Annotated in this window: 3 protein-coding genes; all 3 read right to left on the bottom strand. The window is 73.2% G+C overall.

Features of this window, described 5'->3' with window-relative positions; all coding sequences use genetic code 11:
- Positions 1-32: 32 nt before the first annotated feature.
- The 3 genes from CFB35_RS08130 to CFB35_RS08120 are packed head-to-tail and all read right to left on the bottom strand — an operon-like array spanning position 33 to position 15756.
- Entirely contained in the window at positions 33-1064 is a 1032-nt protein-coding gene (locus tag CFB35_RS08130; protein WP_059584100.1) for a GNAT family N-acetyltransferase, read from the bottom strand.
- Positions 1054-6048 carry a non-ribosomal peptide synthetase gene (locus CFB35_RS08125; protein WP_059584101.1) on the bottom strand — a complete coding sequence of 1665 codons (4995 nt, stop codon included), beginning with the start codon at positions 6046-6048 and terminating at the stop codon, positions 1054-1056. The genes CFB35_RS08130 and CFB35_RS08125 overlap by 11 nt, the downstream gene beginning before the upstream one ends.
- 9 nt (positions 6049-6057) lie before the next feature.
- Positions 6058-15756 carry a non-ribosomal peptide synthetase gene (locus CFB35_RS08120; protein WP_089464979.1) on the bottom strand — a complete coding sequence of 3233 codons (9699 nt, stop codon included), beginning with the start codon at positions 15754-15756 and terminating at the stop codon, positions 6058-6060.
- Between the last annotated feature and the right edge of the window lie 137 nt (positions 15757-15893).

Genomic DNA, 15893 nt, shown 5'->3' with positions numbered 1-15893 from the left:
GTCTCAGCTCCCTTGTCGGTGAATCCGGCCCGTCAGACGTGACGGCCGGAGAAGAACGTCTCGCGCAGCGTGCGCATCCACAGCGGCTGCGCGTCGGCCAGCGCGAGACGGCGCTGCCGCGCGAAGCCATGCCGCGCGAGATGGTCGGCAACCCGCGTGTGGCCGGCCGGAACGGCACAGCCGACCGCTTCGGTACGCAGGTCGTCGAGAAACAGGTAATGCACGACGGACGGCAGCCAGCCGGCCACGCGGTGCGCGCCGCGCCAGCGCGACTCCCCGACCAGCATCCGCAGCCCGCGGTCGTAGTCGCGCGCCGCGACGTGCGGCGCGAGCGCGTCCTCCTTCAGCCAGAACGCCTCGAAATACGCGAACGGCTCGCCGTCGAAACAGCCGACGAGCGGCGTCACGTGCGGATCGGCTTCCTGCGGGCCTTGCGCACCGCATTGGTCAGGCTGGGCCCCCGGCCAGCCGTCGCGCACGCGCGGCTCCGCGAACCAGCGCGCGAGCCGTTCGGCGTCCTCGGCCGGCTGCCAGCCGCGCAGCGTGAAGCGCACGCCGAGCGCCGGCAGGTCGCGCGCATAGACGTCGCCGCGCGGTGCGGGCGGCCGGCGCGGATGACGCCGGCCGTCGGTGATCGTCGGCAGCGTCGCGCACGGCAGAGCCGGGCCGACGCGCCACAGGTCGGCCTGTTGCGCCCAGCCGTCGCGCAGGCAGCGGCCGCCGTCGGCGAGGACGCCGCTCGCGCGCAACGCATCGAGCGCGACGGCCGGCCAGGCAGCCGGGTCGAGCCGGACCGCCGCGTGGCGCGCGCTGTCCGAAAACGCCGCGGCCAGGGCGGCCAGCAGCGCCCGCCGCTGGTCGGCCGGCGCCGCGCGATGGTTGTACGCGACGAGGCGCAGCGCGCCGTCGTCACCGAGCTGCGCGCGCAGCAACTGCGCGCCGATGCCGTCGCCGTGCGCGACACGGATCTCCGCGCCGTCGCGCACGGCGAACAGGCCGTCCGCGAACGCGAGCCGGTAGGTATCGAGCATCGTGAATCCGTCCGGACGCACTTCAGCCAGCATGGCGCGCCTCCTGTCCCGTTTCCGCTCGCGCGTCGAGCCGCGCGGCGAGCGCCGCGAGCGTCGGCGCCGCGAACACGTCGGCGACCGTCAGCGCGTGACCGGCGCGGCCGGCCGCGTCGACGAAGCGCACGACGTCGAACGACGTCGCGCCGGCTTCGAACAGGTCGGCATCGGGCTCGGGCGCGGCCGTCGCGAACGTGTCGGACCACAGCGCGGCGAGCGCGGCGGCGGCATGCGACGGCGTTGCATCGACCGGCGCTGCCGCGTGAGCGTGGGTGCCGAACGCACCGTGCACGGCTGCGCGCGCATCGGGTGCGCCGAGCGCCGCTTCCGACGCACCGGCGAAACGCGCGACCTCGTCGTGATACAGCTCGACGAGCGCGTCGACGAAATCGCGCGCGAGCAGTTCGTCCGCATATGAGAACGCGGCGCTCACGCGGCCGTCCGGATGCTCGACGACGTCCAGCTCCAGCGTGAACACGACGCGATGGCGCGTCTCGTTGAATCCGGCCAGCGACAGGCCGGCCCAGTCGCGTGCGGCGGCGCCGGTCGGGCGCAGATAGTTGAACATCACCTGGAACAGCGGATTGGCCTGCGCGGCGCGCGGCGCACGCAGCGCGGCCACGACGTCGGCGAACGGCACGTCGGCATGCGCATACGCGGCGAGCGCCGTGTCGCGCACTTGCGCGAGCACGTCCGCGCGGCGCGCCGACGGGTCGATCCGCGTACGAACGACGACCGAGTTGATGAACAGGCCGAGCGCGGCGCGGGCCGCGTCGCCCGTGAGCTCGCGCGTCGACGCGAGCACGCCGACCGGCTGGTCGGCCGCGCCCGTCGCGTGGAACAGCGCGGTGTTGAGCGCCGCGTGCAGCAGCATCGGCAGCGTCGCGTGCGAGGCCGATGCGGCGTCGCGCGCTGCGCGAATCAGTTGTGCGTCGAATTCGAACGCGATACGGGCCGCGCGCCATTGCGGCACGGCCGGCGCATCGGCGCGCTGCGGCAACACGCGCGACGGCAGATCCGCGAGCGCGTCGCGCCAGTACGCGACGCGCGCCGGATGGCACGGCGCGGGCAGCACGAGCGGGAGGGCCGGTTGGGCGGCTTGGTCGGCTTCGTCGGCCGGCGCGCCGCTGCGCTGCACGCGGGCGACATAGCGGGCGCGCACCGCGTCGAGCCACAGCTCGATCGATTCGCCATCCGACACGATGTGATGGATCGTCACCGACAGCACGTGGTCGTTCGCACCGAGCCGCAGCACACGAGCGCGCCACAGCGGCGCGTCGGCCAAGAGATCGAACGGCGCGAGCGCATCCTCGTCGGTCAGCGCGGCCGCGCGGGCCAGCGCATCGGCTCGGGCCGACAGGTCGATCACCGGCAGCGCGACGGCCACGTCCGCGTCGATCCGCTGACCCGGCAGCGCGCCGTCGCGGGCGACGAGCCGCGCGCGCAGCGCCGGATGCACGGCCGCCGCATCCGAGAACGCCGCGCGCAGCGTATCGACGTCGAGCGGGCCGCGCACGCGCAGCGCGACCGGAATGTTGTATGCGGCGCTGTCCGGCTGCGCGCGCCACAGGAACCACAGGCCGAGCTGCGCGGGCGACAGCGGCCACACGCCGTGCGCGTCCGGTTTGGCCACGGCGATGCCCGGCGCCGCGGCGCCCGCCTGCGCGGCGCGCGGCGCGTCGGCCACCTGCAGCGCGTACTGGGCAAGCACGGGCGCCTCGAACAGCGCGCGCACCGGCACGTCGCGGCCGAGCCGTTCGGCCACGCGCGTCGCCACGCGCACGGCCGCGAGCGAATGGCCGCCGAGATCGAAGAAATGATCGCCGCGACCGACGCGTTCCAGGTTCAACACGTCGCACCAGATCGCCGCGAGCGCGGCTTCGTCGCCGTCGCGCGGCGCCTCGTACGCGCGTTCGACACGCACGGGCGCCGGCAGCCGTGCACGGTCGACCTTGCTGTTCGCGTTGCGCGGCAGCGCATCGAGCACGATCAGTTGCGCGGGCACCATATAGTCGGGCAGCGTGCGGCGCAGATGCGCGTCGAGCGCCGCGGCTTCGACCGGCTGCGCGGCCGCCCGCGCCTCGGCGGTCAGCTCGACGTACGCGACGAGCTGCGCGAGCGCGCCCTGCCCGTGCACGACCGCACAGGCTTCGCGCACCGCGTCGTGCGCGGCGAGCTGCGCCTCTATTTCGCCGAGTTCGATGCGCAGGCCGCGCAGCTTCACCTGATGATCGACGCGGCCGATGAAGTCGAACACGCCGTCCGCGCGGCGCCGCACGAGGTCGCCGGTACGGTACAGCCGCGCGCCCGGCGCGCCGTACGGATCGGGCACGAAACGCTCGGCCGTCAGCGCCGGACGGTCGAGGTAGCCGCGTGCGACGCCGATCCCCTCGCCGCCCAGATACAGTTCGCCGATCACGCCGACCGGCAGCGGATGCAGCCGCGCGTCGAGCACGTGCGCGGTGCGCGCGCCGACCAGCGTGCCGATCGGCAGATACGCGGCGTCGCCGAGCTTCGCGAGATCGTCGCCGGGACGGAACATCCACAGCGTCGGCGTGATGACCGTTTCGGTCGGGCCGTAGCCGTTGACCACGCGCACGTTCGGCAGCGCGCGGCGCAGCATCGCGAACGCCTCGCGCGACGTCGCCTCGCCGCCGACGGTCAGCGAGCGCAGCGTCGGCGGCGCGCCGTGCGCGAGCGCCCATTCGGCAAGCTGGGCGGCGCAGCCCGGCGGCACGTAGGTCATCGTCACGCCGTCGCGGATCATCATCGCGCAGGTCTGCGCGGGCGGCCACAGCACGTCGGCCGTCACCGACACGGCGGCGCCAGACATGTATTGCGAAAACCAGCCTTCGTGCGCGCCGTCGAAATTGACCGACTGGAACAGCAGGAACACGTCGTTCTCGCCTGCGCCGTAGCGTTCGGCGATCGCCGCGCAGTGCAGCGCGAACGACGCGTGGTCGACGATCACGCCCTTCGGCTTGCCGGTCGAGCCCGACGTGTAGATCGCGTACGCCGCGTGGCCGGGCAGCACGTCCGGCAGCGCGACGTGCGCGGCTTCGTCGAGCGCGTCGATTTCGTCCGCACGCCAGATGCGCAATTCCGGCAATTCGGGCAGCGACGCGGCGCTCGCGGCGTCGGTCAGCACGTGCGCGATGTTCGCATCGCCGACGATCTGCGCGAGCCGCTCGCGCGGGTGCGCCGGGTCGAGCGGCACGAACGCGGCGCCGGACTTCAGCACCGCGATCAGCGCGACGAGCAGATCGACCGAGCGCTGCAGCGCGACGCCCACGCGCATCTCGGGCCGCACGCCGGCCGCCACCAGATGGCGCGCCAGGCGCGCCGCACGCGCATCGACTTCGCCGCGCGTCAATGCGCGATCGATATCGGCGACGCCGCGTGCGTCGGGCCGCGCGTGCGCATGCGCGGCGATGCGCACGTGCACCGGCACGAACGGCTCGGCATCGGTCGCGCCGGCCGGCGCGTTCCACGCGAAGAGCTGCGCGCGTTCGTCGGCAGGCAGCCAGTCGAGATCGCCGATCGGCGTGTCAGGACGCGCGAGCGCGTCGGTCAGCAGCGTGACGAAGCGCGCGGCCAGCCGTGCGATCGCGTCCGCGTCGAACAGGTCGAGCGCGTAGATGAAGGCCGCGTCGAACGTGCCGTCCGGCGTCGCTTCGACGGATAGCGTCAGGTCGAATTTCGCGGACGGCGTGCCCGACGGCAGCAACGCGGCCGACGCCGCGCCGAGCGGCGGCAGCGCGCGGCGTTCGCCATACGCGGCCATCACCTGGAACAGCGGATGGTGGCTCGCGCTGCGCGGCACGCCAAGCGCGTCGATCACCTGCTCGAACGGGACGTCCTGGTGCATCTGCGCGTCGACGAGCGCGCGCTGCGTACGCGCGACCAGCGACGAGAAATCGCCGTGCGCGGGCACGTCGACGTCGATTGCCAGCGTATTGACGAAGAAGCCGATCAGGCCGGCGACTTCCGCGCGCTCGCGGTTCGCGGCCGGCACGCCGACGCAGATCCGCGCGTCGCCGGTCGCACGCGCCAGCAGCGCGTCGAGCGCGGCGAGCAGCACCGCGAACGGCGTCGCGCCCGACGCGGCCGCGAACGCGCGCAACTGCGCACCGATGCGCGCGTCGAGCGAAAACACGTGACGCGCGCCGCGCGCACTGCGGCGGGCCGGCCGTGCGGCCGCGCCCGGCAGCGTCAGCACGCCGCGCTGCGGATCGAGCCGCTCGCGCCAGAACGCGAGCTGGCGGTCGCGCTCGCCGGCATCGAGCCAGCGGCGCTGCCACAACGCGTAGTCGGCGTACTGGATCGGCAGCGGCGCGAGCGGCACCGGCTCGCCCGACGCATACGCGCGATAGAACGCCGCGAGCTCTTCCAGCATCACGCCCGACGACCAGCCGTCCGACACGATGTGATGCACGGTGACCGCGAGCCAGTGATGCGTCGCGTCGAAGCGCACCAGGTGCGCACGCACGAGCGGCGCGGTACCGAGGTCGAACGGTTCGGCTTCGTCGGCCGCCGCGACGGCTTCGGCGCGCGGCACGCGCTGCGCGTCCGGCAGCGCTTCGAGATCGGTTTCGCGCCACGGGCAGCGCAGCGGCGCGTGGATCGTTTGCGCGACGCCGTCCTGCGCTTCGTCGAAAGTCGTGCGCAGCGCCTCATGGCGCGCGATCAGCGCATCGCACGCGAGACGCAGCGCATGCCCGTCGAGCGGGCCCGTGAGCGCCAGGCGCTCGGTGATGTGGTACGCGTCCGGCGCATCGATCAGCCGCGCGTGCAGCCACAAACGCGTCTGCGCGAACGACGCCGGCACGCGGTCGCTGCGCGGCGTGCGCGGCGGGATCGGCAGCACGCGGAAGTCGATGCCGGCCGCGCCGAGCTTGTCGATGAAGACCGCGCGCTGCGCGTCGGGCAGTTGCGCGAAACGCGTCGCGAGCGCGAGCCAGTCGGGTTGAACCTTCGTCATCCGTCGTCCTTATTGGGTTTCCAGTTCGCCGAGCAGCGCGTCGATCGCGCTCGCCGCATCGGTCTCGCCGCGCGCCGCGCAGGCCGCGTCGATCGCTTGCGCGCAGCGCGCGAGCGTGCGCGTGTCGAACAGCGTGCGCAGCGGCAGCGCGAGCCCCCAGTGCAGGTTCGCCTGCGCGTGAGCCTGCGTCGCGAGCAGCGAGTGGCCGCCGAGCAGGAAGAAATCGCCGTCGCGGCCGATCGCGTCCACGCGCAGCACGCGCTGCCAAATTGCCGCGAGCGCACGCTCGGTATCGGTCGCGAGTTCGGCGGCTTCGGCCGCTTCACGCACCGGCGCCGGCAGCGCATGGCGGTCGCACTTGCCGTTCGGCGTGACGGGCAATGCGTCGAGCTCGATCAACTGCGACGGCACCATGTACGCCGGCAGTTGCGCGCGCAGCGCGTCGAGCAGCGCCGCACGGTCGAGCGCGCCCGCGTCGCCGCGCGCGACATAGCCGATCAGTTGCTCGTCGCGCACGATGACGACCGCATCGTTCACGCCGGGCGCCGCGCGCAGCAGCGCCTCGATCTCGCCCGGCTCGATCCGCTGGCCGCGCAGCTTCACCTGCGTGTCGACACGCCCGAGGTAGTCGAGCGCGCCGTCCGCGCGCCGGCGCGCGAGGTCGCCGGTGCGGTACATGCGGGCGCCCGGCACGAACGGATCGGGCACGAAGCGCTCGGCGGTCAGCGCCGGCCGGCCGAGATAGCCGCGCGCGAGGCCCGCGCCCGCGAGATACAGCTCGCCGGTCGCGCCGGCCGGCACCGGCTGCCACGCGGCATCGAGCACGTGCAGTTGCAGGTTCGCGATCGGATGGCCGATCGGCACCGCGACCGCTTGCGCGTCGTCGGGGCCGCAGGTCCAGTGCGACACGTCGATCGCGGCCTCGGTCGGCCCGTACAGGTTCACGAGCGTCGCGTTCGGCAACAGGCGCGCCATCTTCGCGACGAGTTCGGGCGCCAGCGCCTCCCCGCTCGCGACGATCAGACGCACGCTGTCGCATTGCGCGGCGGCCGAGAAATCGTCGAGATGCGCGGCGAACGCGGCGAGCATCGACGGCACGAAATGCAGCACCGTCACGCCGTGCGCGTGGATCGCCGCGGCCAGACGCGCCGGATCGCGGTGGTCGCCCGGCGCGGCGATCGCGAGCGTCGCGCCGATCGCGAGCGGCCACACGAATTCCCACACCGACACGTCGAAGCCGAACGGCGTCTTGTGCAGCACGACGTCGTCGCGCGTCAGCCGGTACGCGTGCTGCATCCACGCGATCCGGTTCGCGAGCGCGCCATGCGTGTTGCCGGCGCCCTTCGGCTTGCCGGTCGAGCCGGACGTGTAGATCAGGTACGCGAGCTGCGCATCGTCGACCGCGGCGGTTTCGCCATCGATATCGCCGGCTTCGTCGGCCAGCAGGTCGGCGACCGTCAGCAGTCGCGTATCGGCGCCCTCGCCCAGCGCGGCCTCGACCTGCTCGCGCAGATGCGCCTGCGTGATCGCGACGGCCGGCTGCGCGTCGCGCAGCAGGTACGCAATACGCTCGGCCGGATAGTCGGGATCGACCGGCAGGTACGCGGCGCCGGCCTTCAGCACGCCGACGAGCGCCATCACCATGTCGAACGAGCGCTCGACGCACAGCGCGACCGGCGTGTCCGGCCGCACGCCGCGCCGGCGCAGCGCGGCGGCGATGCGCGACGTGGCGGCGTCGAGTTCGCGATAGGTCGCGCGCTGCACGCGGCCTTGAGCGTCCGCGTATTCGAGCGCGATCGCGTCGGGCGTCGCCCGTGCCGCGTCGGCGAATTGCAGGTGTAGCGGCTGGCGTCGTTCGATCGGCCAGACATGTGCGGTGTCGTGCGCGCGGGCCAGCGCGTCGCGGGTCGCATCGTCGGCGATCGACAGCGTGCCGAGCAGCGCGTCGGGCGTACGGGCCAGCGCGTCGAGCGCGCAGGCGAACGCGCGATGCCAGGTCTCGACCTGACGTGCGTCGATGCGCGCGGTGTCGTAGCCGTAGTCGATCGTCAGTTCGGCGCCGCTTTCGATCACGAGCGTCAGCGCGAAATCGGTCGCTTCGATGCTGCGTACGTCGCTCAACGCCAGCGCGCGCGGATCGGCATCACGCGCCGTGTCGTCCACCGGATAGTTCTCGAACACGACCAGCGTGTCGAACAACGCGCCGCCCGATCCGCGCGCCCAGCGCTGGATGTCGGCAAGCGGCGTGTGCGCGTGTTCGGCGGCCGCCGCGTTCTCGCGTTGCAGCGTTTGCAGCCAGTCGGCCGCGCGTTGCTGCGGCGCCGGCGCGGTGATGACCGGCAGCGTGTTGATGAAGAGACCGAGCACCGAATCGACGTCCGCGAGCGCATCGGGACGGCCGGCGACGGTCGCGCCGAACGCGACGGCCGGCTGGTGCGTCATCCGCTGCAGCGCGAGCGCCCACGCACCCTGCACCAGCGTGTTGACGGTCAGCTTCAGCGCGCGGGCCGTCTGCGCGACGCGCGCCGTCGTGTCGGCGTCGAGCGTCGCGCGCCACGTGGCCATCTCGGCCTCCGCGCGATCGGCCGTGCGTTCCGCGATCAGCGTCGGTGCGTCGAGGCGCGCGAGGCGTTCGGTCCAGAAGCGTTCGTCGGCGTCGCGCTCGCGCGTGCCGAGCCATGCGATGAAGTCGCGATAGCGCAGCGCCGGGCGGCTCGCGAACGGCGACACGGCATCCGGGTCGCGATAGTCGCGCAGCACGTCGGCGAGCAGGCGCGCGGTGCTCCAGCCGTCGAGCAGCACGTGGTGGCGCGTCCAGACGACGCGCCATGCGTCGTCCGTCACGCGGATCAGCGTGAGCCGCATCAGCGGCGGCTCGCGCCAGTCGAAGCCGCGCGTGCGGTCGGCCGCGAGCCACGCGTCGAAATCGGCGTCGAGGGTGTCGCCGCGCGTACGCCAGTCGAGCTGCTCGACCGGCATGCGCGCGTGACGATGCACGCATTGCAGCGGCGCGGCTTCGTCCGGCATCACGCTCGTGCGCAGGATGTCGTGACGCGCGACGGACGCGTCGAACGCGGCCGCGAGCCGGTCGGCGTCCAGCGCGGTCGCGGTCGCGACGAGCTGGTTCACGTAGCTCGCGTGGCCGGGCGCGAACAGCGCATGGAACAGGATGCCCTGCTGCATCGGCGACAGCGGATACACGTCGTCGATCGCGCGCCAGTCGAGCGGTGCGCGTTCGATCGCGGCCTGCGTGAGGCCGGCGGCCTGCGCGAGCGGGAAATCGCCCGGCGTCGCGCCGGCGCCGCGATGCGCGATGCGTGACGCGCATGCCTCGACGAGTTCGCGCAGCGCGGTTGCGAAGCGTTCGGCGAACGCGTCGATCGTCGCGCGTTCGAATTGCGGCGCACCGTAGACCCAGTGCACCTTCAGCGTGCGCGCGCCGTCGCCATCCGTGTCGAGGTACGCATGGATCGCGAGCGTATTGCCGAGCGGCCCGTTCGGATCGCGCTCGACGCCGGTGCCGCCGAATCGCGGGACGAGCGTCGCATCGCGCGGCGCGTCGAACTGGCCGAGATAGTTGAACGTGACGCGCGGGCGCGGCACGGCGGCCAGCGCCGTGCGCGTGGCAGCATCGCCGTAGTGCGCGAGCACGCCGAAGCCGAGCCCCTTGTGCGGCACCGCGCGCAGCGTGTCCTTCACCGCGCACAGCGTGTCGCGGGCCGTTGCTTCGACCGGCAGCGTCACCGGGTAATGACTCGTCAGCCAGCCGATCGTGCGGGTGGCGTCCGCGTCGTCGAACAGCGCTTCGCGGCCGTGCCCTTCGAGTTCGACCCGGCACGACGCGGCGCCGCGCGCGCCGGCCAGCGCCAATGCGAGCGCCGCGCCGAGCAGTTCGATCGTCTGCGTGCGATAGGCCGCGTGCGCGTCGGTCAGCGCGGCGCGGGTCAATGCCGGGTCGATCGTCTGCACGACGACGGCCGCATCGGCGTTCGTGGCCACGGCGTCGGGGTGATCGGGCGCGATGTCGTCACCCTGCGCCATGCCGGCCCAGTAAGCGGCTTCGGCCGCGAACGGCGACGCCGGTTCCGTCGCGGCACGCGCGAGCCGTGCGGCCCAGGCGTCCGCGCGCAGGCCGGGCTGCGACAGGCGCACCGGCGTGCGTTCGCATGCGGCGCGGTAGGCCGTGTCCAGGTCGTCGAGCAGGATGCGCCACGACACGCCGTCGACGATCGCATGGTGAATCGCGAGATACAGTCGCGTCGAATCGTCCGGCAGCCGCGCCGCGCACGCGCAGGCGAGCGGCCCGTTGCCGAGGTCGAGACGGCGTTGCAGCGCGTCGAAGCGGGCCAGCGCGTCGGCTTCGTCGCGTGCGGCGACTTCGACGAACGGCAGCGCGTCGTACGGCTTCGCCGCGTCGCTCGCGTGCCACGTGCCGTCGGCGCCGCGTGCGAAGCGCTGGCGGAATGCGTCGTGATGGGTGAGCAACGCGTCGAAGGCGCGTGCGAATGCGTCTGCGTCGAACGCACCGCGCACGTCGAACGACACCGACTGGTTCCAGTGGCCGCGGTGCGGAATATCGAGCGCGAAGAAGCGTTGTTGCGCGGGCGTCAGGATCGGCGTGGCGGCCGGCGTGACAGTTGCGGTCGCTACCGCCGCGCCCACGGGTTGAGCGGCGCCGGCCGTGTCGTCCGTTTTCGCGACGCGTGCGAGTTCGGCGACGGTCGGCCCGTCGAACAGTTGCTTCGGCGTGAAGCGCACGCCGCGCTTGCGCGCCCGGGCGATCACCTGCAACACGAGGATCGAATCGCCGCCGAGCTCGAAGAAATTGTCGTCGCGGCCGACCTTCGGCGCTTTCAGCACGGCCTGCCAGACGTCGGCAAGTACCGTCTCGACGGCGCCCTGCGGCGCATCGCCCGGCGCGGCCGCGACCGGCAACGCCGCCCGTTCGCGCAGTGCCGCGCGATCGATCTTGCCGTTCGCCGTCACCGGCAGGCGTGCGAGCGCGACGAACTGCGCGGGCACCATGTAGTCGGGCAGCGTCGCGGCGAGCGCGGCGCGCACCGCGGCTTCGTCGAACGCCGCGCCGTCGCGCATCACGACGAACGTCGCGAGCCGCAGGCGGCCATCGTGCTCGATCGCGAGCGTTTCGGCCTGCGCGATCGGGCCGGCCGCGCGCACGGCCGCGCTCACCTCGCCCGGCTCGACGCGGTAGCCGCGAATCTTCACCTGATCGTCGATGCGGCCCAGGAACGCAAGGCGGCCGTCCGCGCGCAACCGCACGCGGTCGCCCGTGCGATACAGCCGCGCGCCGGGCGTGAACGGATCGGGCACGAAGCGCTCGGCGGTTTGCGCGGGGCGCCCGAGGTAGCCGCGCGCGACGCCCGGCCCACCGAGGTACAGCTCGCCCGTCGCGCCGGCCGGCACGCATGCGCCGAACGCGTCGAGCACCAGCGCGCGCGCATTCGGCAGCGGCAGCCCGAGCGGCACGCCGCTCGCGGGATCGCGCGCGTCGGCGGCGATCGACGCCGTATCGCACGCGATCGCGCCGACCGTCGCTTCGGTCGGCCCGTAATGGTTGATCACGCGGCAGGCCGGCGCGAGCGCGGCCAGCCGCGCGACGAGCGCCCACGTGAGCGTTTCGCCGCCCGTCACGAGCGCGTGGCGCGGCAGCACGTCGGCCGGCACGCGCGCGTCGAGCAGCGCTTGCAGATGGCTCGGCACGATCTTCAGCACGCCGACTTCACGGCGGCGCATTTCGTCGGCGAACAGGTCCGGATCGAATGCGCACGCGGCCGGCAGCAGGTGCAGCGTGCGGCCCGCGCACAACGCGCCGAACAGCGTCGTGTGGCCGAGATCGGCCGCGACCGTCGAGACCATCGCGAACGATGCGTCGGGCGCGAACGCGAGTTCGTCGAGCATCCCCTGCACATAATCGGCCAGCGCGCCGTGCGAGACGACGACGCCCTTCGGCGTGCCGGTCGAGCCCGACGTATAGATCAGGTACGCACCCTGCTCCGGGTGCGGCGCGACGCGCACTCCGGCCGCATGGGCGAGCGTCGCGTCCTGCGCGAGCGCGTCGACGTCGAGCGGCTGCGCGTCGATGCCGGCCGGCCACTCGGCCGGCTGCGCGACGAGCGCCCAGCGCGCGCCGCAGTCGGCCGCGGCCGCGGCGAGGCGTGCGGCCGGCTGCGCGGGGTCGAGCAGCACGGCCAGCGCGCCGGCTTTCAGCGCACCGAGCAGGCCGACGACGAAACGCGCCGAACGCTCGATGCAGACGACGACCGCCGCTTCGGCGGCCACGCCGCGTTGCGCCAGCGCGCGTGCGATGCGGTTCGACGCGTCGTCGAGTTCGGCGAACGTCAGCGATGCCGATGCGTCGGAAAGCGCGACGCGATGCGGATACGCGGCCGCCTGCCGTGCGAACGCGGCGACGATGTCGGCGTGTTCGACGCGCAGCGCACGGCCGTCGCGCGGCTGACGCGATGCAGCCGACGCATCGCACGGCAGCGCGGCCGTCGTGGCGTGCGGTTCACGCGCGGCGGATGCGACGAGCGCCGCATAGCTGTCGAGCCATGCGCGCGCGGTATCGGCATCGATGCAGTCGGTCGCATACGCCGCGACCAGCTCGATCCCGTTCGCGTCGTCGGTGAAATCCAGCGCGAAGTCGAAGCGCGCGGCGAGATCGGGCCCCGGCGTCGCGACCGCGGTCGCGCCCGGCAGCACGCTGTCGTACCGGGCGTCGAACTGCTGCGCGAACTTCACGCGCAGCCATTCGTCGCCGCGCTTGACGGGCGGCTTCACCGCATCGACGACGCGCTCGAACGGCACGTCCTGATGCGCGACCGCATCGAGCGCCGCGATGCGCGCCGCGTCGACGAGCGCGCGGAACGGCAGCGTCGGCGCCACGCGCACGCGCAGCGCGACCGTATTCAGGAAAAGACCCAGCAACGCGCGCGTTTCGGGGCGCTGGCGATGCGCGACCGGCACCGCGACGACGACGTCCGTTTCGCCGGTCACGCGCGACAGCCATGCGTCGAGCGCGGCCAGCAGCACCGTGAAGACGGTCGCCTGCGCGTCGCGTGCGAGTTGCCGCACGTCGGCCGCGACCGCATCGGGCAGGCGCACCGACACGCGCGCGCCGTGCAGCGTACGCACGGCGCCCGGCTGGCGATCGACCGGCAGCGCGAGCGGGCCCGGCACGTCGCGCAACGCGCCGCGCCAGTAGTCGAGCTGGCGCTCGCCCTCGCCGCCGGCCAGCATGTCGCGCTGCCAGTCCGCGTAGTCGGCGTACTGGATCGGCAAGTCGGGCAGCGACGGTTCGCGGCCTTCGGCATAGGCGCGATACGCAGCCGACAGTTCGTCGAACGCGCAGCGCGAGCTCCAGCCGTCGGTGATCGCGTGATGCGCGGTCAGCAGCAGCCGGTGACGGTCGTCGGCGAGCACGACGAGCGTCGCGCGCAGCAGCGGGCCGCGCGCGAGGTCGAACGGCGCGGCCGCGTCGCGCTCGGCGAGACGCGCGGCTTGCGCGTCGCGGGCGGCCGGCGGCTGGTCGCGCAGATCGACGGCGGCGATCGACACCGGCAGATGCGCATGAATCCGCTGCATCACGACGCCGTCGTCGTTGTCGACCAGCGTCGTGCGCCATGCTTCGTGACGGCCGATCACGTGATCGAGCGCGCGCTGCAGCGCGTCGCGGTCGAGCGCCCCGTCGATCGTCCAGTGCGCGGCGATGTGATACGCGGCGCTCGCGTCACGCGTCTGCGCGAGCACCCAGAAGCGTTGCTGCGCGAGCGATGCCGCGCGATCGACGTATGGGGCGCCCGATACGGCCGAATCGGCCGGCGTGCGGCGCGCGGCAATCGTGGCCAGCGGTTCGCCGGTCTCGCGCTCCGCGCGATCGACGGTTTCGGCCAGTTCGGCGAGCGCCGGGTCGGCGAACAGCGTGTCGAGCCGAAGGTTCACGCGCACGGCGGCACGGATCGCGGCCTGCAACTGCATCGCGGCGAGCGAATCGGCGCCGAGCGCGAAGAAGCGATCGTCGCGCGATGGCGTGACGTCGAGGCCCAGCAGCGTCTGCCAGAGGCCCGCGATCTGCTGTTCGGTCGGCGTGCGCGGCGCATCGCCCGCGGCTTGCGTCGTGTCGCGCGCGGCGGCAGCCTGCTGGGCGGCAATCCGCTGGGCGGCAATCCGCTCGCGCAGCGCGCCACGGTCGAGCTTGCCGTTCAGCGTGTACGGCAGCGCATCGCAACGCACGAACCGGTGCGGCTGCCACGCGGCCGGCAATTGCGCGGCCACATGCGCCTTCAATGCGGCATCGTCGGCCGCCGCGCGCAGCGCGACGCACGCGATCAGCCGCGTCGGCCCGTTGGCGGTTTCGGCCAGCACGGCCGCGTCGGCCACGGCCGGGTGCGAGCGCAGGCATGCGGCGATTTCCGCCGGCTCCACGCGCACGCCGCGCACCTGGACCTGATCGTCGAGGCGGCCGAGATAGTCGAACGCGCCGTCGTCGCGCAGCCGTGCGAGGTCCCCGGTGCGATAGACGCGCGCGCCGGGCTCACCGTCCGCATCGGGAATGAAACGTTCGGCCGTGAGCGCCGGGCGACCGTGATAACCGCGAGCGATGCACACGCCGCCGAGCAGCAGTTCGCCCACCCCGTCGCCGTCGGCGCCGTCGATGCGCGCGACCCGCGGGCCGATCACGCGACCGATCGGCAGCGACGCATACGCGTCGTCGGCAGCCAGCACCGGCGTCTCGCCCGGCTCCACCGGCCACAGCATCGGCGAAATCACGGCTTCGGTCGGCCCGTAACCGTTGATCAGGCGCACGGCCGGGAACGTGCGGCGCACGAATTCGAATGCCTGCTGCGGCAGCGCTTCCCCGCCGAACGCGAGCACGCGCAAGGCCGGCGGCACGCCGTCGCGCGCGGCGACGGCCGCGAACTCGCGCAGGTACGCAGGCGGAAATGCGGCGACGTTGACCGCTTCGCGCACCATCAGCGCATGCGCGGCGTCCGGCGCGAACGGCTGCGGCGGCGCCACGACGATGCCGGCGCCGACCGCGAGCGGCGCGAGCCAGCATTCGTGCGCGGCGTCGAAGTTGACCGACGCGAAATGCAGCAGACGGTCGCCCGCCTCGATCGGCAGCGCGGCCGCGAGCGCGTCGCAGTGCGCGGCAAGCGGCCCGTGCTCGACGACCACCGCCTTCGGCGTGCCGGTCGAGCCCGACGTATAGATCATGTACGCGGCCGAACGCGGGTGCACGGCCACGGCATCGTCGTCGAACGCGTGATCCTGCGCGACGCCCGACGCTTCGGCCGCCACGTCGAACGCGTGTTCGAACGGCGTGCCGAGCGCCGCGCGGCCGGCGGCGTCGACGATGCCGTGCCGCAGTTGCGCATCCTGCACGATCCAGTCGAGGCGCGCGGCCGGATGGCGCGGATCGAGCGGCACGAACACGCCGCCGGCCTTCAGCACGGCCAGCAGCGCGACGAACAGTTCACCGGAACGCTCGACGCACACGCCGACCCGCACTTCGGCGCCGACGCCGGCCGCGCGCAGTTGCCGGGCGAGTTGCGATGCACGTGCGTCGAGCGCGCCGCGCGACAGGCGCAGGTCGTTCTGGAAAGGCACCGCGATGGCGGGTGCGTCGGGCGCGAGGCGCGCCAGTTCGCGGATTCGGTGATGCAGCGCAGTCGGGAAACTCGTCATGTGCGTGAAGTCCTTCGGTCCGGCCGCTTCGGCCAAGTCTCGGGGCCGCGAGGGGCGGCTTCACTGGTGTGACGAACGACGCAGCCGATTTTTTACCGTTTTGCGCGCAAAGTGCGTGCGACCGCTTTTTTTGACGA

Source organism: Burkholderia sp. AU16482 (genome assembly GCF_002223285.1).
Taxonomy (GTDB): Bacteria; Pseudomonadota; Gammaproteobacteria; order Burkholderiales; family Burkholderiaceae; genus Burkholderia; species Burkholderia semiarida.
Note: the sequence above shows the minus strand (reverse complement) of the source record. Positions and strands in the feature narration are given on the sequence as shown.